We start from the raw sequence: 20,333 nt of genomic DNA, 5'->3' as shown, positions 1-20,333 counted from the left end.
CTGGGGGCGAGCTAAGTCTCTTCGGGGATGCCGGGCTCGCCGTCGAGGATCTGGTACTTGCGCATCTTTTCCCACAGCACCTTGCGGCTGATGCCCAGGTGCTGCGCCGTATCCTGGCGCTTCCAGTCGTTGATCTCGAGCGCCGCGATGATGCGATTGCGCTCGCTGCTGTTCCAGCCCTTGCGGTCGCCATTCGCGTCGAGCGCGACCCCCGTGCCATTGCGGTCGGTGGCCAGCGCAGCGGGCGCTGGCGTGCCGCGCGTGAGCGCGATCGCGCGCTGGATCAGGTTCTGGTCCCAGCTGTGCAACTGCCTCGCGATCACGCCCACGCGCTCCGCGAGGTTGCGCAGCTGCCGCACGTTGCCGGGGAAATAGGTTTCGGCCACCGCATCGCTGAGCCAGTGCGGCGTTTCGCCCAAGGCCTCGAGCTCGTCGCCGAGCACGTTCGCCAGCAGCGCCTTGAAGATCGCGATCTTGTCGATCTCGCCGCGCTCTTCGAGGCTCGGCACATGCAGCTCGATGACCGCGAGCCGGTAGAAAAGATCGGCACGAAACTCGCCGCTCGCCACCATCTCGCGCAGGTTGCGGTTCGTCGCCGCCACGAGCCGGAAGTCGACGCGGATCGGCGACGTCGCACCCAGCCGCGTGACCGCGCTGTCTTCAAGCACGCGCAGCAGCTTGACCTGCTGATAGCGCGGCAAGTCACCGATCTCATCGAGAAACAGCGTGCCGCCCGTGGCCTGCTCGAAGTACCCGCGGTGCGCGTGCACGGCACCCGTGAACGAGCCCTTCGTGTGACCGAAGAACAGCGACTCGAACAGCCCATCGGGAATCGCACCGCAGTTCACCGCCACGAACGCGCCCTTGCCGTACTGCTGGTGCCCGATGTGAAGTTGTTGCGCGATGCGCTCCTTGCCGACGCCGGTCTCCCCGCGCACCAGCACCGGATGGTTGCAGTCCGCAAAGGCGCCCACTTCGGCGAGCAGCCCTTTCATTGCATCGGAATGCGCCACCAGCACGTCGGGGGCCTGCGGCGCGACATCGCGCGCACGCAACTGGCGCACCAGCTTGGCCACCATCGTGCGCAGCTCGGCACAGGTGAAGTCGTAGGGCAGGACGTGCAGGTACTCGGGCGGATACGTGCGCGAGTCGCGCTCGCGCGAGGCCGCAGCGACCCAGATCACGGGCATGCCTTGCAGCAGCTCGGTGGCATGAGGAAGACCGCCGCCGTCGATGACAGTGACGCTGATGATCGCGACGGAAGGACGCAACGCGACGCCGCGGTCCTGCTGAGGCGGCGGCAGTCCATCGGCCCGGATGACTTCCACGTCGAAGCTCGCCATGCACCGCGCAATGCGGTCGAGGATGTCGGCTTTGCCTTCCCAGACAAAGAGGTCGAGTTCGTCGAAGTTGGAGGGGGATGACATTAAAACTGAAAGACGGATATCGGAAGAGAGCGGTCAATACACCAACTGTGCTCGACCGCACTGCAGCGCATTCAACTTCACGTCAGTGCGACCCAGTTCAAGACCGAGGACATTGCTCAGTACCGAAGACAATACGCTGCCGATGCCGTCGAGGATCGGCTTGAGAAGGGCGATGACCGGACTGAGTAGTGCTTGTAGAAGTCCGGCATTGCCGGTGCTGCCGGTCGGGGCGTTGCTCCCCGGCAGCTGGCTTGCGGCATGGTTAACCACATCTGCCGGCGCGGAGTTCAGCGCGTCGACCACCTTGCTCTTGACGCATGTATTCCAAAGCAGGAGCTGCTGGAGAAGACCAGCGCAAGACTGACCAAGGCCGAGCAGCCCGAGCAGGCCACCAGAAGGCGTGGTCTGGAGAGTCAAAACATCCCAGACCGACATGGTCTTCTCAACGGGAAAAAGCCCGAGCACAGGATCCTGAACCATTACCTTGCGCGTCCAGTCACCGAGGTTCGGCGATGTTGGACTGCCGTTCTTGAGGAGGTCCACCACTTTGTCTGCGTCATAGAACCCGTTCGGTTTCTTGGTCGCATTGAGGTATGAGTCTGCGAGCGCGTTGGCGCGATCAGCAGAGGTCGAACCGGCGGATGGCGTGAGGAGTTGGTTCAAGGTGCTGAGCAACGCGTTGACGAGATTGGAAAGGGTCGCTCCGATAGAGAGTCCGTTGGCTTGGCTGGATTTGGTTTCTCCTACGGCCAGCTTTAACGTGTCCTTTTGCGTCAATGCGTCCAACGAGAGCGTAGTGGGCCCTGGAACGGGAAGGTTGAGAAGCTGGATCAATCGTTCAGGCTGCAGGACGAGAGGGTCGTTGCAGAGGTTCTTGGTTGAAAAGCGCACGATGGGATCGTCTACCTTGCCGACACAGGCTTTCAAGATATAGGAGGTCACATCGATGGTTGCCGTTGGAGGCGTAGCAAGGCAATCCAGCTTGGAAATCTGACCCAGTCCACTCACGGCATCCAGGTAGATCGGAAGATGAACTCGGGTCCCCAGCAAGCCACTGACCAACGGATTCAAAATTCCGCCGAGAAGCTTGTTCGAATCGATATCGATGTACAGGCGGACCTGCGCGTTGTAAGCCCGTGTGCCGACCCCGCCGATGCCGATGGAGGGCGGCTCGACGATGCCTGCCTGGATGTCGACACCCAGAAGGTTCAGATCTTGGATGGCCACACCGCGCTTGCTCGCCGTCGCAATGCCGATGGTGGTACGCAGAATGCTCCCCAGGTCGACTTGCGTCAGAAGGGCCGCCGCGTTGGTGGCGTCGGGTGCCTTCACGGTCAAAAGTCCGTTGCCGCCGGTATCAGGGACCAGAAGGCTTAACGAAACCTTGTCGAGACCGACATTGACCAGTTCAGCTTGAAGCGCTTTCAGTGATGCGCTCAGAACCTCGTTACCCGACACAGCATTCAATGCCACGGTCACGATTTGCCCCACCGAGACATTCGGGATCTTCGCAAGAGCTTCCGGCGTCAGCACACCGGCGTCGAGATCGACCTTGAGTCCAAGATCCTTCAAGAGGCCAGCGGGTGTGACCTTGGCGTTGGCGAGGCCTTCGGAGTCCAGCACGGTCAGCTTGGTGATGTCCAAGCCGACGGCCTTAAGTACTTGCCCCAGTGGTGCATTCCCATTGGTGCGAAGGAGTTGAGCGCCGACAGAGAACGCCGCTGTAGCCTCGCTCTTCGTTGCTAGCGATTGCACGACAACAGCGCGAGCGTCGTTGCCTGGAATCGACGGGAAGAGCAGGCTGGGTCTTCCCTCGATCGTCACTTTGATCGCGTTGTTCGTTTCGGTGCCGCTCGCGGTACCGAAATACTGTGGGGGCGGACGCGTTGTTGGATCCCAGCGGCCGCAGACGGCCGTGAAATCGTATTGCTCCGGTTTCAGGAACGACAGGTTCTTGGCCGCATTCGTTGCGGCGACTCCTTTAGCGAAGTCGCAGTTGTCCGCCTTGAGTACTTGGGCGCCAGCCAGCGCGGCGAGGTCGGATGCTTTCTGCAGTTCCCGCTTCATGTAGAAAAGGTAGCCGAGCTCGGAACCGATCAGGATCACGACGACGAGCGCCAGTGCGATGGTGGCATTGATGACGACCGAGCCGCGCAGTGCCGATCGGCGAGGCAATGTGGGGCTGCCGCGTGCTGTGTGATGCACCGCATGGAGGGTTGTATTCATGTCGATCAGTGCTCCTGTCTAGGACGGAATCGCGACTGTCGCGCGGCTGAGAAGGTTGTCAGGCATCCAGCGGCTTGTGTCGAGCACGGGTAGCGTCGGCAACAGGCGATTGGCGCTGTAGCGGTATGTCACGGTCACGATCGCCGTCGTATTCGGGCCGCCGCCGCTGGCGCCCGTCAGCTCCGTTTTCACCGTCGTGTTGTCGGCGAGCCAGTTCCGCCTGCTACCGGGGGATGCGTTGGCCGAGACAGGCGCGATCAGCGCAGCTGCCAGCGAATCGCGTACTGTGGCTTCGATCCGAGCATCGTCAGTCGCGAGCGGCGGCGACAGGATCATGGGAACGGCGCGTGCACCGTCTTCCGCCGCGCGCGAGATGATCTGTTGCGTGTAGAGCACGGCGCCGAACGTCGCGATGCCGTAGATCACGAAGAAAAGCGCCATGAAAACGAATGCAAACTCGATGGCCGCGATTCCGCGTTGGCATTTCGCGGAGGGACAATGCACGAGCGTCATGGCAATCCTCCGTCGAGGAGCATGCTGGCCTGCCCTACAAGCGTGTCAGGCACAACGAAAAGCGGCAAGGGAGGAAGCAACTCCGCAATGCCCGTGGCCTTGACGGTCACAACCACCTGGCAGCGCTGCTCCCAGCTTGAGGTGCAGTTCACCGTGCTGGAGCAATCAGCCTCCCCGGAGGGAAGCACTTGGCAGCGCTGGGCGAGGATGTTCGGTCCGCCCGGCAGCTTGACGGGAACCTGCGCGAGGGCGACCCGTTCGGCTTCGTTCTTTCGGGCCGCCCAACTCGTCTGATATCGCAAGGCTGCACGAGCACCATCTTCGGCAGCATTCTGTAAGCTGAACCTCAGCGTGAACATGATGCCGTAGCAGATCAGCGCATACAGCATCGTGAACAGAAAGATGAAGACGATGGAGAACTCGATCGCATAGACCCCCCACTGCCCGCGGGCGGAAGGACGAAGGATGAGGCGTTTCATGACGGTGCCAAGGAAGTCGCGAAGGCTGGACGGGGATCGTTACTTGCCGGCGCCCGATTGCGTCTTCACCGATGAGTTCAGGTGTTCCGGAATCGGGTACTCGAAGCTCTTCAGGTAGCGCTCATAGCTGCGGTAGGCAATGGCGCCTGGAATTGGGCGAGGCGTGGGCGACGCGATGACGCCGGCGCGTTGCCACGCTAGCAAGTCATGAGTTGCGTCGCCGACTTGCAGGGAGCGGTATTCCGGTTCGGACTCGCCGACCGATGTTGTGGGCACCGCTGGCGCCTGGGCTTCAACGGTTTGGGGGGCCTCGGACACAGGCGGGCGGTCCACTGCTTTGTTCACCGGTTCCTGTGCCGTGACCGTAGGTGAGAACGCCATGAACGCGAGAGCGGCGGTCGGAAGTGCCAGGCTGAGATGGAGTCGGGATTGCTTCATGGGGTACCTCTTGCGGGCTGGCCGGACGAGAACAGATTGCTGGAGCGCGAAGCCTTGAGTGCCAGTGGGGCCGAGCCGTTGCTGGCGAGGGAAACGTCGGTTGCTGGTATTTCTGAAGGCCTCGGTGTCGAAACACCGAGTTGCCGGGCTGCGTTTTGAATGATCACTCGAGTTGCCGCTGGGATCTTGTTTGCATCCATCAGCGCCCTTGCTTCCTCGTGTTGTTGGGTCATCTCGAGGTACATCGCAAGATTGGCCTGCGCCTGCGGGTTGTCGGGTTTGAGTTGCAGCGCCTGCATCAGGGGCAGTCGCGCGTCGGCAATGAGGCCAGCGCGCAGGCTCGCGTACCCGAGGTCGTTCAGCAGCAGCGCATCAGTTGGAGTTTTTTGGACGGCCTGCTTGAGCATGCGAACAGCTTCGGCGTAGTCACCGCGCGCGCCGGCCAATAGTCCAAGACCGCGATAGCCGGATGCATCGAGCGGCGTACCGAGAAGCCGCCGATAGGCAGCTTCGCTCTGTGCTGCCTGGTCGGCGTGGCGCAAGGCTTCGGCGCGTGCGCGTGTGGATTCAGGGCTCACTCCCCATCGCTGCTCAAGTGCATCGATATGCGCGAGCGAGGCAAACCAGAGGCCCTCCTGTTGCATCTGCTCTACCAACCGGAGATAGGTTGGCTGCGTGTCGATGTTGGCGCTAGCCTTTGTGTTCACATTCTCCTCGGCTGCTTGGCGCTGCTGCGCTTCCGTGGCAGCCGGATAAGCGTCTTTCATGCTGGTGCAGCCGCCCGCTGCGAGCGCTGCCACGATGGCAACACAGCCGAGCAGGTGGGTTCTTGGTCGGTCAGTGTGTTCGGTCATTTGGCAAGGGCTCCCAAAGAGCGGAAGACGGCGAGAAATCCGGGGCCAGCGGTGACGATGACCAACGCCGGCAACAACGTGACCACCATCACGCCGGTCATCTTCACAGTGATTTTTCCGATGCGCTCTTTCATTTCAGCGCGGCGGTGCTCCCGGAGCCGGTCGCTGAACTGGCGCAAGGGCTCCTGCACTGCGCCGCCATGGCGGTCGACTTGCACGAGCAATGCCACCAGACCGGCAAGGTTCTCGTTGTCGTGCAGCGTTGCCAACCTGAGCAGCGAGTGCTCGCGCGTGCGGCCCTGGCTGTATTGCCGGTTGGCAAGCGTCAGTTCAAACCCTAGGACACGCAGTACGTGCGAGAAATCTGTCGCCATGATTTGCAGGCTTTGATCCAGGCTCAGGCCAACGCCTTGCAACAGGCGAAGCAGGTCGATGAACAGCGGCAACTCACGCCCCACACGTTCGCGCCGGCTCGCCGCTTGTCGTGCAAGCAGCCATTTCGGCGCCATAAACCCTATGACGAAAGCACCGGCCAAGACAGAGACAAGTTGCCGTTGAGGTTGTCCGCCGGCCCAGACGAAATAAGCGAGGACAGGCAAGAGCAGTGCCATCGCAATGCGCAGGACCAGAAAAATGAGTTGCGCTCTCAACGATGGGAAACCGCATTGATCGATCAGCTTGCGGTCTTCATCGGCAACCAGCATGCGACCGACGCGGGTGTCCAGCCAGTGAAACGGGAGTTCGACTTCGGGGCGAGGTGATGCATTGAGTGCCGGCTCCGTCTCGACCGCCGCGGCGGGCGTGTCCACGCTTCGGCGAATGGCGCGCCCCAGAACTTCACCTCGTCGGGCTCGGCGTAGCTCGGCGGCAATGAGCAAACCCGCTGCAACGAGCAGACCGAGGGCCAGAAATACCAGGCTGGCAGTGGCGAGTTGAGTGGGCACAAGTGTCATGCGAACCTCGCCAGGCGATAGAGCATGATGGCGCCTGTGATCTGGAGCGCAACTGCGCCGAACACCATGTACTGCCCGAAACCGTCGTGCCACATCCTCAGAAAGTAAGCAGGATTCAGCGTGATGATGACGGCACCCACGCATATTGGAAGCAAGCCCAGGATCCAAGCGGAAAGCCGTGTTTCGGCTGACAGCGCCACCAACTCGTGCTCGGCTTGTTCACGGTCGCGCATGAAATTTCCAACGCGTTCAAGAAGCAGGTCGGCGCGACCGCCGTAACGAACGCCAAGGCCAAGAATGGATGCCAGCAGGAACATTTCCTCTACGCGCACCCGCGAAGCCATCTGGAGCAGTGCCCGATCCAGATCTACGCCAGCGCGTACCAGCCCGGCGGCACGATCGAGGTAGTCGCGCAAGGGGGCGCGTGACGAGGCGATTGCCAGCTGGAAAGATGCCTGTGTGGAGTTGCCGATGGTGATCAGGCGCACCATGGCATCGATGAAGGCCGGAAGTTGGCTCACGAGTTGGCGACGAAACTTCTGTAGGCGCAGCCATACTGCAAAAGAGGCAACAATCAGTAGAAACAACAGAGAAGCAATCGCTGCCGGCCAGCCGCCTAACGATGCAGCAATGGCAGTGAGCAGAACGATTGCCATGGTGCCGAGCGCGACTGCTGGCGCGCCGATCACGCCTTCAAGCGATGAAGGCATCCACCGCTCAAGGCGGCTTTTAGTGGGGGCTGCGGCAGACTCAGCAGTGGCAGCCTCGGTCCATGGATCGGACAAGGGCGTCCCAGACGTCGAGGCCGCCGGGGCGTCGCGCAAAGGTGCGAGCACTGGTGCCTGGGGCGCGAGGCTCGCATGGATCTGTTGTTGCAGATGCTGACCGGTGGCTTGCCTTGCCTGGCGCGTCGTGGCCCATTGCCACAACAGCAGGCCCGCCGCCGCGAGCAGCAGCGCGATACAGGCCACGACAAGCAGACCCTCACGCACGACGGTCTCCTGATCCTCGTGCCAGCGTCTGGCGGAACCGCGTGATCTTCGGCGAATGCGGTGCTATGCCGAGTGACACCCAGCGGTCGCGCTCTTCGCCATCAGGCGCCACCACGGGCTCGTAGCGATACAGTTCCTGCATCGCGACCACGTTGTCGTTCACACCAGTGACTTCGCTGAGTGAAAGAATGCGTCGCTGTCCGTTGGACAGGCGGCCGATCTGCACGATGAAGTCGATGGCGTTGGCAATCTGGCGGCGCAGGCTGGTCTCGCTACCCTGGTAGCCCGCAAAGCCAGCCAGCATCTCCAGGCGGTAGAGGCATTCGCGCGGCGAGCTTGCGTGGATGGTGCCCATGGAGCCTTCGTGGCCCGTGTTCATCGCCTGCATCATCTCGATGACTTCGGCGCCACGGACTTCGCCGACGATGATGCGGTCAGGTCGCATGCGCAGGCTGTTGCGAAGCAGGTCGCGGATCGATACAACGCCAGTTCCGTCGAAGCCGCCGGGCCTGCTTTCGAGCCGCACCACGTGCGTATGGCCCAGCGAAAGTTCGGCGGTGTCTTCGATGGTGATTACGCGCTCGGCATGTGGAATGAAGCTGGCGAGCGCGTTGAGCAACGAGGTCTTGCCTGAGCTCGTGCCGCCGCTGACCAGGATGTTGCAGCGCGCGCGCACCGCGATCTCGAGCAATTGCGCCATGCCTGCATCGAAGGTGCCGAGTTTGACCAAGTCGGCCGGTGTGAGCGGCTCCTTGCGGAACTTGCGAATCGACACCGAGAGGCCATCGATGGCCAGTGGTTCAATGATGACGTTGATGCGGCCGCCATCGGGCAGGCGTGCATCGACCATAGGATTGGCTTCGTCGAGTCGGCGACCCAACGGAGCGAGGATGCGACGAACGATGCGCATCACGTGCTCGGTGTCGGCGAAGCGCAAGGTCTCGCGTTCCAGTATGCCGTTGCGCGACACGTACACGTTCGTGTGGCCGTTGATCAAAATGTCTTCAACCGCGGGATCGTTGAGTAGATCCTCCAAGGGGCCGAAGCCTGCAAGCTCCTTCGTCAGCGCATCGGCGATGAGCTGCATCTCGCGGTCGTTGATCGGCACGCGGCGCAGGCGCACGAAGCTGTCGACCTCCAGTTCGACGAACTGCTGGATCGATGCGCGCGACCAGCGGCCGAACTCCGCGCCCAGCTCTTCGATGCGGCTCAGCAGATGATCGTGCGTCCAGCTCTTGATGTCCTGGAACTGCTGGGAGTTGATGAACGCCTGGTCGTCGTCGGCAAATTCGATATCGGAGGACATGGGCTCAACCTTCACTTGAACTCTTCCAGAGCCCCGAAATTTGCGACTTCAGCGCAAACCAGCGGGAATCTTTGGCCGGCGATTGGCCCGTGGAGGGCAGGTATTTCTGGGACAGGCTGCGGGCCAGCCCTGTCACGGATTGCGAGTAGGGGTCGTTACGCGTGGTGCGAATCAGCATCTCGCCGCGGCTGGCAGCAGACAGAAGAGGAGCACTTCGGGCAGGCAGTACGTGGTGAAGCGAAAGCTCCAGGCGCTCGGCGATGTCCTTGGCTGACAGGCCTACATGGCTGTCGAACTTGTTGACCACCAGCGCAAGGCGCTCCGTTTCGATGCCGCGTGTGCGCAGTTCCTTGAGCAGGGTGGCTGTGGACACAATGGCACCGATACTCTGGTCGCACACGACCCAGTTGTGCTGGGCCTCACGCACTGTCTGTGCCACAAAATCGATCGTCGAGAAGCCGCCTAAGTCGGCAATCTGAAAATCGTAAAAATCGGACAAGCGCTTGATGAGGGCCACCGAGTCGGCGTGCGAGATTTCGCGGACTTGCGCGAGGCTGGAAGGCAACGGAAGGACCGCGACACCGCTCGTGTGATGGGCGACAGCGGTGTGTAACAGGGTTTGGTCGAGCCTGCGCAGGTTGCGCACGCCGTCCACAAAACTAAAGCCGCTTTGCGTGTCGAGATAGAGCAGGCCGTCGCGGGCGGGCAACCCCAAGTCGAGCAACGCAATACCTTGCCGGGAAGCCCGCCCCGGAGGGCGGGCGAGCGCTTGCGCCGCCGATTGGTCGTTGAGTGCCAATGCGAGGCTCGTGGCCAGCGTGGTGACGCCGAGCCCTGCGCGAGCGCCAAGCAATGTCAGCGTGCAGCCACGCGTGTTGCTCTGCATGCCGCTGCGTCGTTCGAGCAGCATGCGCAGCGTGCTCACCGCTTCCGTCGGCGGTGCGGTGATATCGATGAAGTCGTCGACACCTGCACGCAGCGCCGCGAGCATGGCAGCCGGTTCGGCCGAAACGCCGGTGGCCAGCACAGGCAGGGCAGGCCAGTCGCGTTTGAGGCGCTGATGCAGCTGGCTTGCTGAGACGCTCTGGTCCGGCGAGAAGTCGATGAACACCGCCGCAGGTCCCAGGAGAGTGATGCGCTCGTCGACCGATTGGGCATCGGGTGCAAGCACCACCACCGATCCGAGGCGCCCGAGCGCGTCGGTCAGCCAGGTGATGTGGCCGTTGTTGCTTGATGCGAACAGGTAGGTCTCTGCGCCTGTTTCGGGGATGCTGTCGCGTGGAGCGTTCATGGTGCCGGCCAGCCGTAAGGTTCACGCACTGGTTGCATCAGCGCGAGAAACCTGGAACCTGTGTGTTGCTTGCCCCGCCCAAGAAGATCGAGCGCCAAACCGCACCGTCCCTCTGCTCGGCGCTGCCGGGAAGATAGGGCGTCAGGTCGGTGTCGCGCGCGATCGGCTTGACGAGATGCGGTGTGACGACGATGACTAGCTCTTTCTCGCTCATCTGGTACTTGTTCTGCTTGAAGAAGGTGCCGAGGATCGGCAGGTCGCCGAGGAGCGGCACCTTGTCTGCATTCGACGTGGTCGTGCGGCTCACCAGGCCACCGATGACGAAACTCTCACCGTCGCCCAACTCGACGGTGGTGTCCGCGCGGCGCGTGGTGATGGCAGGTACTGCCACACCATTGATGCTCAACGAGTTGGTGTAGTCGAGGTCGCTGGCTTCTGGTGCGACCTTGAGAACGATGCGCTCGTTCGAGAGCACGGTAGGTGTCAGCGTCAGCCCGATGCCGAATGGCTTGTAGTCGATGGCCGTGGAGCCAAGCCCCTGTGGTACAGGCACCGGGAGTTCGCCGCCCGAAAGAAAGCTCGCACTTTGTCCCGACATCGCCACCAGCGTGGGTTCCGCAAGGACACGAGCCATACCGTTGCCTTCCAGAAAACCCATGTTCAAGCCGATGCCTGCCTTGCGGAAGTTGAGCAGCAGACTGAAGGCCTGCGCCAGTGGCTGATTGGCCTCGGTGGCGATGGAACCATCGGGGCCAAAGCTTGATTTGGTGAGCGTTGCCGGCGCGAAAGCACCAAAGCTGAAGCCATTGGAGTTGGTTCTGGTGCTGAAGATGTTCAGGCCCGCTTGTTTGAGCACGCTGCGGTTGAACTCGACTACTTTCACAGCGACCTGGACGGTGTGGCTGCGCACAGTCACTGTGCCCAGGTCACTGACGGGTGTCTTGTCCGGTTGGACGGCGAGTGCCGCATCGCGCATCTGCTGATACGCGGGCACGCTGCTGGTTGTGCCGGAAACGGCAGCGATGCGTCGCTGCACATCGAGTGTGTAAGTCGTGGCTGCAGGCTGTCCCTTTTCCCAGACCATCAGCGTGGTGCGGCCTGGCAGCTTGCCTGTGACGATGAGGCGCGCCGCGGCCGAACTTGAGGTCTTCCGCGTGATGGTCACACCAGCGACTGTTTCGTCGGCGATGGCGATGCGGTCGACGCCTTTATCGATGAGCAGCTCTCGTTGGGTGCCGGCTGTCACGGTGAACGGCACTTGAGCCAATACCCCCGGGGCGGACGATGCGATGGGCCAAGTTGCGGGCGCTAGCAGTCCTAGCGCCATCAAAGCATGGCGCAGCACGAGCGGGCGCAAGGGTGCGGGGCGTCGTGTGACAGATGGCGTCGTCGCACAGGGCAGGTCCGGCATGGATGTTCTTTCTTGGACAGGGGCGGTCATGTCTGGGGCGGCGTTGCTCGGGCGGTCAGTAGCGCAGTGTTTCGCTTCGGTCGCCACGAATCATTTCGACTTCAAGGCCGGGTCGAGCGCCGCTACCAGCCTGGCGTGGCAATGAGGCTGGGGCGGCATAAATACGTGGCTCGGATTGGCGACGACCTGCGGCCGTGCCGCCAGTTACGAGGTCGGCTGCCGTAAGGCCCGCCTGTGCGCTGTCGAGGCCTTCCAGTGGTCCTCGTGGTTGCTCGCCGCGCTTGAGTGGTGGAGGGGGGAGGGCTACGGGTAATACAGCCAGCAGTGAGGGATCGGGCAGGTTCGTGTCGAGCGGATTACGAAGCGCAAGCAGCAACCGACCAGTGGATTCGCCCAGCGTCAACCGGTTGATGTCTTCGACCGGCACGGCCAGAACCGCTGTACGGGCAGCGTCGTTCCGCTGCTGCTGCGCAGCTGCAGGATTGCCATTGCCGTCCGCTGTCTTGGAGGGAAGGGCGTCGACAGAAGAGTTTCCGAATGCCAACACTCGCTTGCGCGACAGCAGCAAGCGGGCCTGACTCCTGTCAACGTCCTTGCCATCGAACTTGAGCATCACGAACACATCGACGAAGTCCCCGGGCTGCACCTTGTTGCCGACGCCCATGACTTCGTCAGCCTTAATGGCAACCGCGCGTTCGCCTTCTTCGACGCGCATCGCAAGGCCGGAAGCCAGCTGGCCTTCAAGCAGCGGTGTTCCTTCGCCCAGGTCGAACACCGGTACGCGACCGAGGAGCGGTGCGATCTCCTTGAATGCGCCGGTCGGGTTGATAGGCAATTGCTCCACGCGCAGCGCTTCAGCCGTGATGGGCTGCCCTGCAGCGATGGGCTTCACCGCGATGACCACGGCATAGACCGGTGCGGAAGGTGTTTTCGCGGTAGATGTAGTTGCCAATGCCTCAGCGACGGGAGGGGGCTTGGCTGGCGTACGGCTCAGTACCCATGCATAGCCCCCGAGGGCGATGGCCAGAAGCACCAGCACGGCTGCAATGATTTTTGTCAGGTGAATCATGGGCAATGGGGAAAGAGGTGAGAGCAGGCGCTTGACGGATTGATGGAGGGCCGACAGCGGCGAGGCGGCATGACGACCGTTAACTCTGTCGGCCCCAGATCATCCAAACGGTGGCGGCCAACGCGAGATAGGCCGCATAAGGGATGGGGCGTGCTCGCTTTGAGAGGCCCGAGGCGTCTGCATTGCGCGGCTTGCCGGAAAGCAAAGTGGCAAGCTTGGGAAACAGGGCCCAGCGCTGGAGAAGCAGCCAGGTAATGCCGTGGACGGCGGCCAGCAGGCTGGCGACAGCCCAGATTGGCAGCAGCGGTTGCCAGCCAACCCAGAGGCCCAACGCACCGGCAAATTTCACGTCCCCCGCGCCCATCAGGCCGGCGACGTAAAAAAAAAGCAGAAAGACGAACCCCAGTGTGGCGCCGATCAATGCATCAGGCCACTTGATGCCGAATGGTTGTGTGTTCATGGCGAGAGCACCCAACGCGATCGCAGCACCCAGCAGCACGAGCCAGTTGGGAACGCGACGTTGTCGGGCGTCATAAACCGTGACCAGCAGCAGCCATAACAGCCACAAATGAGGCATCAAGTCCTTGTCAGACGATGGCGACGCGGGTTTTGATGGACTGGAAAATATCGTTCAGAACTTTTCCGACGCCAGTGCCCGTGCCAGTGCCGAACACTGCAATAAGAATCGTGGCCATCAGCCCCGCAATAATTCCATATTCAATTGCAGTAGCACCTTCTTCATCGCGCAGAAAACGAGTAATAGAACTAAGCATGGTGATCTCCTGAAAGGAAGTGTTAACAAAGGCTGGCACGGTGGATGTTATACAGCGTAACTCCGTGTATCAACAGGAGAAACACACCGGATCGAGTCCCGGATGTGCTACTCGGAGGGGTAAAGCAGGAAGGCGGCCAGCCTCGTTCGGCCCCCACAACGGGGCAGAAAAGGTCACTTATTCACAGTCTGGAGATGTTCGTTTCCCTCTGTAAACCGCATGCACACTGGCATGGACGAGGGGAACACGTTACGGGCGTGGGAACGTCCGGACGTTGAGCGTTACGGGAACATGCCCGTTACGTGTTACGTAGCGCGGTACCCAGGAGTGCAATTTGTAACACTCGACAAGGCGGCTCCGTTTGGGCAATAAATCACACTTTTGGGGCCGAGACCCCTTCGGTGATGTGGGCTCAGCCGAGGATTTCTTCGTGGAAGAGCTTCCACTCGCCGCCCTGGCGCAGCCAGTACTGGCGGCGGGTGCGGCCGTTCTTCTCGCCCTCGAACACCTCGCCGAAGGTGGCGACCATGGTGTCCTCGGTGTCGCGCCAGTGCAGGTACGACGTGTCCTTGATTTGCACTCGTTTACCTTGTGCGTAGGTCAATTCGTCGCGGAGTACCGCATCGGCATCGATGGGCTTGCGGCTGGCACGCTGGAAATCCGGCAAATAGAATTTTTTCAATTGCGCTTCATTGCCGCTGGCGCGCGCGTCTTTCCAGGCGGCAATTGAATCGGCGAATTTCTTTGTTTCTTTTTCGGCCTGCGGCTGGGAAATCCATTGCAGGCTGCGCGCGGTGACGACCGGCGTGGCGCCGATCTGGACCTTGCGCAGCAGCTGCTTGAGGTCGGGGTTGGCCATGACGACGCAGCCGTCGCTGGCCAGCGGCGCCCGTGCGAACTGCTGGGGCGGGGTGCCATGCAGCCAGATGCCGCTGCCGGTCTTGCCGCGCCGCACGTCGTACGGGTTGGGGTAGTTGATGGGCAGGGCGCCGGCGCCGTAGAAGTCTTTCAGCGAGCGCGGGTCGAGGCTGCTGGTGATGTAGTACACGCCCAGCGGGGTGCGCGCGTCGCCTTCGACGGCCTTGTCGGTGCCCGACTTGCCGACCGAGATGTAGTAGTCGGCGACGAGCTTCAGGCCCTTGTCGGAGTTCTCGAACAGGTACAGCCGCGAGCGCGAGGCGTCGACGGCAATGGCGAAGCGGCTGCGGGTCGAGAGGGTGAGGAACTGCGAGGGCACGGTGCCGGCGGGCGGGCGTTCGCGCAGGGCCTGCAGGCGGCGGCGCGATTCCTCGTGCAGCTCGACCATGGCCGGGTTGCCGCGCAGGCGCGCGATGCCGGCGGTGTCGGGCATGGCGTTCGACGGCGGCACCTGCGCTGCGAGCAGGTCGCCGTACACGAGCTGCGCGAGCTGGAAGTTCGGGTGGTCGCGCACGAGGGTCTGGGCCTTGGCCAGCGCCTCGCGGGTCTTGCCGCGACCGAACAGTTCGTAGACGCCGATCAGGCGGGCCTCGGCGCCGCTGGCTTCCTGCAGCGGCGCGGCGGTTCTGGCGGTCTTGCGGGCCGGGCGCGTGGCGCCCGCGTTGTCTGCTGCGACGGCGGACCGCTTGCCCTTGGCTTGCAGCTGCGTCTTGCTGGCGCCGCTGCTGGCCTTGCTGCCCCTGGCTTCTTTGGCGGACGCACGGCTGCCGCCCGCCTTGGCGGCCTTGGTGCCGCTGGTCTTGGCGGTGGCCGACTTGCTGCTGGAACTGTTGCTGTTGTTGGCTGCGAGCGCGGCGCCGGGCGTGGCCAGCAGGAGCGCAGAAGCGGCCGTCAAGGCCGCGAGCAGCTTCCCGCTCCGCAGCGGGAACGGGAGGGTCTGAAGCCGGCCGCGCCGGACGATGTCTGCCACTAGCCGCCGACGCTTTCCTTGCGAATGTGCCACTGGTTGCCGGAGCGTTGCAGCTCGAGCGTCTTACGGCTCGCGATGTTGAGGTTGTCGGCGCGGTAGATCTGGCGGAACTTGGCGGTGGCGGTCTGTCCGTCGACCTTGATCGCGAGGTTCTCGAGGTTCACGCTGATGCTGGACTTGCCGACGATGCGCGCGCGGCGGTCTTCTTCCCAGGCCTTGCGGCTCTGGCCGCCGGCGGGCACGAAGTCGCTGCCGTAGGCGGCGAGGTAGCGGTCCATGTCCTGGCTGGCCCAGGCCGAGGCCCAGCCGCGCACGACGGATTCGATCTCAGCGTTGGAAGCCGGGGCTGCAGCAGGCGCTGGTGCCGGTGCCGGTTCAGGCGTCTTGGCAACCGGCGCGGGCGCTGCGGCCACCTTGACGGGCGGGGCGACAGGTGCGGCGGCGGGTGCCGGCGCGGGCGCAGGCGGTGCCTTGGCGACGGGCGCAGGTGCGGGCACGGGGGCCGGAGCAGGTGCCTTGGCAACCGGTGCGGGCGCAGGCGCCGGGGCGGGCTTTGCAGCCGGTGCCGGTGCGGGCGTCGTCGTGGCCGAGGCCACGAGGGTCGAGCCCTTGGAGCCGGCCGCCGGCGGGGCGGTGAAGAGCGTGCGGATCACGGCCAGCTTGGGCTGTACTGCGGTGTTGTTCTGGTCGAGCTGCAGCGCCTTGCTGTAGGCCTGGCTGGCCAGCCGCGCATACACGTCGCCGAGGTTTTCCTGGGCGGTGGCGTAGCTGGGGTTGGTGCGAATGGCGCTTTCGAGGGCGTTGCGGGCCTTGTCGAACTGGTTCTGGCTCGCGTAGATGACGGCGAGGTTGTTGAACGGTTCGGGCAGCTCGGGCGCGTCCTGCGTGAGCTGGGTGAAGGCGGCGATGGCCTCGGCGCGCTTGCCGGTGTCGAGCTGGATCACGCCCTTCAGGAAGCGCATCTGCGGATCGCGCGGCTTGTCCTTGAGGAAGGCCTCGGCCTTGGTCATGGCCTCGTCGAGCTTGCCGGACTGCATCAGCCGGTCGACCTCTTCGTGCTCGGTCGCGGCCAGCGCGGGAAGCGCGGCGCCGCAGGCCGCAACGGCCAGGAACAGGGCGCGCACGGTGGGGGAGAAGCTGAAGCGGGCGCGAGGCCGGGGGCTCTTGGGCATTGCGGACAAGACCTCGTTGGTGGGGAAGGGGAATGCGGCAGGCATTGTAAATGCGCCCGTCACCTCTGGATACCAAGCTGACGGAGCCCTGCGATGGCCCTATTCACAGTTGTGCCGAACTTGTGCGCTGCAGCATCATCATGTAACGTCTCGTAAGCAAAATGCACGTGTTTACCCTGATTTTTCCAACCCTCCGGAGTCCGTTTTGAAGATCACCAAACGCCGCCTGCTCGAAGGCGGCGCTGCAGCCATTGCCACCTCGCTGTTCACGCCGGCCTCGTGGGCCCAGCGCGCAGCAGGCGGCGACGCCGCCTGGCCAACCAAGCCCGTGCGCATCCTCGTGGGCTTTCCGGCGGGTGCCTCGCCCGACCTGGCGGCGCGCGCCATCGCGGAGCCGCTCTCGAAGCTCCTGCGCCAGCCGGTGACGGTGGAGAACAAGCCCGGCGCCAGCGGCAATCTCGTGGCCGCCGAAGTGGCCAAGGCCACGGACGACCACACGATCGGCGCGCTGATCAACGGCAACCTCACGATCGCCAAGCTGCTGAACCCCTCGCTCGACTTCGACCCCGAGAAAGACTTCGCCCCCGTCGGCCTGATCGGCACCGCGCCGCTGGTGCTGGTGGTGTCGGGCAGCGCCACGGGCAAGTCTGCGGCCGACCTGCTGCTGTGGGTGCGCAACCTGGGCAGCGCCGGCAAGTACGGCACGCCGGGCGTGGGCACCGTGGGCCACCTGGGCATGGAACTGCTCAAGAGCCGCGCGGCCATCACCGCGCAGCACAAGCCCTACACGGGCAACCCGCAGGTGATCGCCGGCATCCTCGCCGGCGAGATCCAGCTGGCGCTGCTGCCGCCGGGCCTGGCGATGCCGCACGTGAAGTCGGGCAAGCTCAAGGCCATCGGCGTGACCTCGCCCGAGCGCAGCCCGCTGGTCAACGAGCTGCCGACGATCCGCGACGCCGACGTGCGCGGCGCCGACCTCGAGATCTGGACCGCGCTTGCAGCCCCCGTCAGCATGAAGCCGGCCGCCGTGGCCCGGCTGAACGCCGCGTTGGTCGAGGTGATCAGTTCGCCCGAGGTGAGCGGCGAGCTGCTCAAGACCGGCTGGCAGGCGCAGCCCGGTTCGCCCGACACGCTGGCCAAGCGCATGCGCGCCGACACCACGCGCCTGGGCGGCGTGATCCTCATGAAAGGCATTCGCTCAGAGGCCTGAGCCAGTGCCAGCGCGATCGCGCTGCGGCTACAGCAGCGCCGACACCTGCCGTGCCGCATCGATCAGCGCCGGCAGCATCGTCTCCTGCATCACCTTCGCGCTCGTGCGGTTCGCCTGCCCGCTGATGTTCAGCGCGGCCACCATCCGGCCCTGCCGGTTCACGATGGGCGCGGCCACGGAGATCAGGCCTTCTTCCAGTTCCTGGTTCACCAGGCACCACTGCTGCTTGCGCGCCTGAGCCACCTTGGCCATGAGTGCGTCGATGTCGGTCACGGTGTGCTTGGTCAGTGCCTCGAGGTTCGAGGCCTGCAGCCGCGCGCGCACCTCGTCGTCGCTCAGGTCGGCCAACAGCAGGCGGCCCAGCGACGTGCAGTAGGCCGGCAGCCGCGAGCCCACGCCCAGGCTGATGCGCATGATCTTCTGCGTCGGCACGCGCAGCACATAGACGATGTCGGTCGCGTCGAGCACGGCGGCCGAGCACGACTCCTGCACCTGCTGCACCAGCGCCTCCATCACGGGCTCGGCGCGGTTCCAGATCGGCATCGACGACAGGTAGGCAAAGCCCAGGTCGAGGATGCGCGGCGTGAGCGTGAAGAGCTTGCCGTCGGTCACCACATAACCCAGCGTCTGCAGCGTGAGAAGAATGCGCCGCGCCCCCGCACGCGTGAGGCCGCTGCCGGCCGCCACCTCGCTCAGGGTCTGGTGCGGTGCGCTCGCGCTGAACGAGCGGATCACCTGCAGGCCGCGCGCAAAAGACTGCACGTAGCTGTCGCCGGGGGCGGGCGTGTCGGTGGCGGAACTGACGGAAACGGGGTGGGTTGCCATGGCGAGCGATCCTCTCTAAAATTCATTATACGAACAAAAGTTCTTTAGGCGAACAAATTGCGATTCGCGAGGATTCGTGAATTCGGCAGGGTGTTCGGACCGTTCGGTTTCTTTCTTCACTCCCGGAGACAAGCTTCATGATCAACAAGATCGCGCGCTCGGTCGCCGATGCCCTGGCAGGCATCCAAGACGGCGCCACGGTGCTCATCGGCGGTTTCGGCACCGCCGGCATTCCAGGCGAACTCATCGACGGCCTCGTCGAGCAGGGCGCCAAGGACCTCACGGTCGTCAACAACAACGCAGGCAATGGAGAGACCGGCCTCGCGGCGCTGCTCAAGGCCGGCCGCGTGCGCAAGATCATCTGCAGCTTTCCGCGCCAGGCCGACAGCCAGGTGTTCGACGGCCTGTACCGCAGCGGCAAGATCGAACTCGAGCTCGTGCCCCAGGGCAACCTGGCCGAGCGCATCCGCGCGGCGGGTGCCGGCATCGGCGCCTTCTACTGCCCCACGGGCTACGGCACGCAACTGGCCGGCAACCGCGAAACGCGCGAGATCGACGGCGTGCAGTACGTGCTCGAGTACCCCATCCACGGCGACGTGGCGCTCATCAAGGCCGAGCGCGGCGACCGATGGGGCAACCTGGTCTACCGCAAGGCCGCGCGCAACTTCGGCCCGGTGATGGCCATGGCCGCGAAGAAGACCATCGCCACCGTGCACGACATCGCCGAGCTCGGCACCCTCGACCCCGAGACCATCGTGACCCCGGGCATCTTCGTGCACCAGGTGGTGCGCATCGAACGTGTCGCCACGCAGGCCGGCGGCTTCAAGAAGGCAGCATGACCATGGCATACACACGTCGCACCAAGGACCAGCTCGCCGCGCGAGTGGCACAAGACATCTTCGACGGCGCCGTCGTCAACCTCGGCATCGGCCAACCCACGCTGGTGGCCAACCACCTGCCGCAGGGCCGCGAGGTCATCCTGCAAAGCGAGAACGGCATCCTCGGCATGGGCCCCGCACCCGAGGCCGGCGAAGAAGACTACGACCTCATCAACGCCGGCAAGCAGCCCGTCACGCTGCTGCCGGGCGGCTCGTTCTTTCACCACTCGGACAGCTTCGCGATGATGCGCGGCGGCCACCTCGACATCTGCGTGCTCGGCGCGTTCCAGGTGTCGGCCACCGGCGACCTCGCCAACTGGCACACGGGCGAGAAAGACGCCATTCCCGCGGTCGGCGGCGCAATGGACCTGGCCATCGGCGCCAAGCAGACGTGGGTCATGATGGATCTGCTCACCAAGCAGGGCGCGAGCAAGCTGGTGCAGCAGTGCACCTATCCGCTGACCGGCATCGGCTGCGTCAAGCGCGTGTACTCCGACCTCGCCACGCTCGAATGCACGCCGCAGGGCCTGAAGCTCGTCGACACCGTCGAGGGCCTGAGCCGCGAAGAACTCGAGACGCTGGTCGGCCTTCCGATCGCCGCCTGATCCGTTCCACCCATTCAAGAGAC

General features: G+C 63.7%; 20 protein-coding genes. 3 read left to right on the top strand and 17 right to left on the bottom strand.

Going from position 1 to position 20,333, the window contains the following annotated elements; genetic code table 11:
- Nucleotides 1–11: 11 nt before the first annotated feature.
- The 16 genes from AC1RL8_RS24820 to AC1RL8_RS24745 all read right to left on the bottom strand — a co-directional run bounded on the left by AC1RL8_RS24820 (nucleotide 12) and on the right by AC1RL8_RS24745 (nucleotide 16,792).
- Nucleotides 12–1,427: a sigma 54-interacting transcriptional regulator gene (locus AC1RL8_RS24820; RefSeq protein ID WP_492686561.1), complete on the bottom strand. Its 1,416-nt coding sequence runs from the start codon at nucleotides 1,425–1,427 to the stop codon at nucleotides 12–14.
- A 33-nt stretch (nucleotides 1,428–1,460) separates the two neighbouring features.
- Complete coding sequence (locus AC1RL8_RS24815) at nucleotides 1,461–3,653, bottom strand: TadG family pilus assembly protein (protein WP_492686562.1); 2,193 nt, start codon at nucleotides 3,651–3,653, stop codon at nucleotides 1,461–1,463.
- Between the two features lie 18 nt (nucleotides 3,654–3,671).
- Entirely contained in the window at nucleotides 3,672–4,166 is a 495-nt protein-coding gene (locus AC1RL8_RS24810) for a TadE/TadG family type IV pilus assembly protein (protein ID WP_235926939.1), read from the bottom strand.
- Nucleotides 4,163–4,645 (bottom strand): TadE/TadG family type IV pilus assembly protein, encoded by a 483-nt coding sequence (locus tag AC1RL8_RS24805; RefSeq protein WP_492686563.1) that lies wholly within the window; start codon nucleotides 4,643–4,645, stop codon nucleotides 4,163–4,165. Before AC1RL8_RS24805 ends, AC1RL8_RS24810 begins: the two co-directional genes overlap by 4 nt.
- A 39-nt stretch (nucleotides 4,646–4,684) precedes the next feature.
- On the bottom strand, nucleotides 4,685–5,083 hold the full coding sequence (locus tag AC1RL8_RS24800; RefSeq protein WP_159279296.1) for a DUF3613 domain-containing protein: 399 nt from the start codon (nucleotides 5,081–5,083) through the stop codon (nucleotides 4,685–4,687).
- Complete coding sequence (locus tag AC1RL8_RS24795) at nucleotides 5,080–5,937, bottom strand: tetratricopeptide repeat protein (protein WP_492686564.1); 858 nt, start codon at nucleotides 5,935–5,937, stop codon at nucleotides 5,080–5,082. The genes AC1RL8_RS24800 and AC1RL8_RS24795 overlap by 4 nt, the downstream gene beginning before the upstream one ends.
- Nucleotides 5,934–6,890: a type II secretion system F family protein gene (locus AC1RL8_RS24790; RefSeq protein WP_159279294.1), complete on the bottom strand. Its 957-nt coding sequence runs from the start codon at nucleotides 6,888–6,890 to the stop codon at nucleotides 5,934–5,936. Before AC1RL8_RS24790 ends, AC1RL8_RS24795 begins: the two co-directional genes overlap by 4 nt.
- On the bottom strand, nucleotides 6,887–7,882 hold the full coding sequence (locus tag AC1RL8_RS24785; RefSeq protein ID WP_492686565.1) for a type II secretion system F family protein: 996 nt from the start codon (nucleotides 7,880–7,882) through the stop codon (nucleotides 6,887–6,889). Before AC1RL8_RS24785 ends, AC1RL8_RS24790 begins: the two co-directional genes overlap by 4 nt.
- A complete protein-coding gene (locus AC1RL8_RS24780) occupies nucleotides 7,875–9,188 on the bottom strand; it encodes a TadA family conjugal transfer-associated ATPase (protein WP_159279292.1) in 1,314 nt (437 codons plus the stop codon). Before AC1RL8_RS24780 ends, AC1RL8_RS24785 begins: the two co-directional genes overlap by 8 nt.
- Nucleotides 9,189–9,192: 4 nt before the next feature.
- Complete coding sequence (locus AC1RL8_RS24775) at nucleotides 9,193–10,479, bottom strand: CpaE/TadZ family protein (RefSeq protein ID WP_492686566.1); 1,287 nt, start codon at nucleotides 10,477–10,479, stop codon at nucleotides 9,193–9,195.
- 37 nt (nucleotides 10,480–10,516) lie between these two features.
- Entirely contained in the window at nucleotides 10,517–11,806 is a 1,290-nt protein-coding gene (locus tag AC1RL8_RS24770; protein ID WP_235926960.1) for a type II and III secretion system protein family protein, read from the bottom strand.
- Between the two features lie 139 nt (nucleotides 11,807–11,945).
- Nucleotides 11,946–12,959: a Flp pilus assembly protein CpaB gene (cpaB, locus tag AC1RL8_RS24765; protein WP_159279289.1), complete on the bottom strand. Its 1,014-nt coding sequence runs from the start codon at nucleotides 12,957–12,959 to the stop codon at nucleotides 11,946–11,948.
- Nucleotides 12,960–13,038: 79 nt separating this feature from the next.
- Nucleotides 13,039–13,536 carry an A24 family peptidase gene (locus AC1RL8_RS24760; protein WP_159279288.1) on the bottom strand — a complete coding sequence of 166 codons (498 nt, stop codon included), beginning with the start codon at nucleotides 13,534–13,536 and terminating at the stop codon, nucleotides 13,039–13,041.
- A gap of 10 nt (nucleotides 13,537–13,546) precedes the next feature.
- Nucleotides 13,547–13,771, bottom strand: a complete 225-nt coding sequence (locus AC1RL8_RS24755; RefSeq protein WP_308789340.1) for a Flp family type IVb pilin — start codon at nucleotides 13,769–13,771, stop codon at nucleotides 13,547–13,549.
- Nucleotides 13,772–14,144: 373 nt separating this feature from the next.
- The gene (locus AC1RL8_RS24750; RefSeq protein WP_492686567.1) at nucleotides 14,145–15,620 is read right to left on the bottom strand and encodes a L,D-transpeptidase family protein; all 1,476 of its coding nucleotides are present in this window, start codon (nucleotides 15,618–15,620) and stop codon (nucleotides 14,145–14,147) included.
- On the bottom strand, nucleotides 15,620–16,792 hold the full coding sequence (locus AC1RL8_RS24745; protein ID WP_491513621.1) for a YybH family protein: 1,173 nt from the start codon (nucleotides 16,790–16,792) through the stop codon (nucleotides 15,620–15,622). Before AC1RL8_RS24745 ends, AC1RL8_RS24750 begins: the two co-directional genes overlap by 1 nt.
- Before the next feature lie 205 nt (nucleotides 16,793–16,997).
- On the opposite strand from AC1RL8_RS24745, the gene AC1RL8_RS24740 reads away from it, so the two are divergent.
- Nucleotides 16,998–18,002: a Bug family tripartite tricarboxylate transporter substrate binding protein gene (locus tag AC1RL8_RS24740; protein ID WP_095746745.1), complete on the top strand. Its 1,005-nt coding sequence runs from the start codon at nucleotides 16,998–17,000 to the stop codon at nucleotides 18,000–18,002.
- Nucleotides 18,003–18,029: 27 nt separating this feature from the next.
- Here the strand turns inward: AC1RL8_RS24740 and AC1RL8_RS24735 are convergent, their stop codons facing one another.
- Nucleotides 18,030–18,827: an IclR family transcriptional regulator domain-containing protein gene (locus AC1RL8_RS24735; protein WP_492686568.1), complete on the bottom strand. Its 798-nt coding sequence runs from the start codon at nucleotides 18,825–18,827 to the stop codon at nucleotides 18,030–18,032.
- Nucleotides 18,828–18,964: 137 nt separating this feature from the next.
- Between AC1RL8_RS24735 and AC1RL8_RS24730 the strand changes: the two genes are divergently transcribed.
- Both AC1RL8_RS24730 and AC1RL8_RS24725 read left to right on the top strand, forming a co-directional pair.
- Nucleotides 18,965–19,666 (top strand): 3-oxoacid CoA-transferase subunit A, encoded by a 702-nt coding sequence (locus tag AC1RL8_RS24730; RefSeq protein ID WP_492686569.1) that lies wholly within the window; start codon nucleotides 18,965–18,967, stop codon nucleotides 19,664–19,666.
- Nucleotides 19,663–20,310 (top strand): 3-oxoacid CoA-transferase subunit B, encoded by a 648-nt coding sequence (locus AC1RL8_RS24725; protein WP_062482449.1) that lies wholly within the window; start codon nucleotides 19,663–19,665, stop codon nucleotides 20,308–20,310. The genes AC1RL8_RS24730 and AC1RL8_RS24725 overlap by 4 nt, the downstream gene beginning before the upstream one ends.
- The last annotated feature ends 23 nt before the right edge of the window (nucleotides 20,311–20,333 follow it).

The organism is Variovorax sp. GW822-FHT04E09, from assembly GCF_058800845.1.
The sequence above is the reverse complement of the archived record's forward strand: the minus strand, read 5'-3'. Positions and strand labels throughout refer to the sequence as shown.

What these genes read in the sequence shown, in the direction of transcription:
- AC1RL8_RS24775 (WP_492686566.1), bottom strand. Translation starts at nt 10,479, where the DNA reads ATGAACGCTCCACGCGACAGCATCCCCGAAACAGGCGCAGAGACCTAC.
- AC1RL8_RS24735 (WP_492686568.1), bottom strand. Translation starts at nt 18,827, where the DNA reads ATGGCAACCCACCCCGTTTCCGTCAGTTCCGCCACCGACACGCCCGCC.
- AC1RL8_RS24810 (WP_235926939.1), bottom strand. Translation starts at nt 4,166, where the DNA reads ATGACGCTCGTGCATTGTCCCTCCGCGAAATGCCAACGCGGAATCGCG.
- AC1RL8_RS24820 (WP_492686561.1), bottom strand. Translation starts at nt 1,427, where the DNA reads ATGTCATCCCCCTCCAACTTCGACGAACTCGACCTCTTTGTCTGGGAA.
- AC1RL8_RS24800 (WP_159279296.1), bottom strand. Translation starts at nt 5,083, where the DNA reads ATGAAGCAATCCCGACTCCATCTCAGCCTGGCACTTCCGACCGCCGCT.
- AC1RL8_RS24760 (WP_159279288.1), bottom strand. Translation starts at nt 13,536, where the DNA reads ATGCCTCATTTGTGGCTGTTATGGCTGCTGCTGGTCACGGTTTATGAC.
- AC1RL8_RS24795 (WP_492686564.1), bottom strand. Translation starts at nt 5,937, where the DNA reads ATGACCGAACACACTGACCGACCAAGAACCCACCTGCTCGGCTGTGTT.
- AC1RL8_RS24725 (WP_062482449.1), top strand. Translation starts at nt 19,663, where the DNA reads ATGACCATGGCATACACACGTCGCACCAAGGACCAGCTCGCCGCGCGA.
- AC1RL8_RS24780 (WP_159279292.1), bottom strand. Translation starts at nt 9,188, where the DNA reads ATGTCCTCCGATATCGAATTTGCCGACGACGACCAGGCGTTCATCAAC.
- AC1RL8_RS24745 (WP_491513621.1), bottom strand. Translation starts at nt 16,792, where the DNA reads ATGCCCAAGAGCCCCCGGCCTCGCGCCCGCTTCAGCTTCTCCCCCACC.
- AC1RL8_RS24805 (WP_492686563.1), bottom strand. Translation starts at nt 4,645, where the DNA reads ATGAAACGCCTCATCCTTCGTCCTTCCGCCCGCGGGCAGTGGGGGGTC.
- cpaB (WP_159279289.1), bottom strand. Translation starts at nt 12,959, where the DNA reads ATGATTCACCTGACAAAAATCATTGCAGCCGTGCTGGTGCTTCTGGCC.
- AC1RL8_RS24815 (WP_492686562.1), bottom strand. Translation starts at nt 3,653, where the DNA reads ATGAATACAACCCTCCATGCGGTGCATCACACAGCACGCGGCAGCCCC.
- AC1RL8_RS24770 (WP_235926960.1), bottom strand. Translation starts at nt 11,806, where the DNA reads ATGGCGCTAGGACTGCTAGCGCCCGCAACTTGGCCCATCGCATCGTCC.
- AC1RL8_RS24730 (WP_492686569.1), top strand. Translation starts at nt 18,965, where the DNA reads ATGATCAACAAGATCGCGCGCTCGGTCGCCGATGCCCTGGCAGGCATC.
- AC1RL8_RS24790 (WP_159279294.1), bottom strand. Translation starts at nt 6,890, where the DNA reads ATGACACTTGTGCCCACTCAACTCGCCACTGCCAGCCTGGTATTTCTG.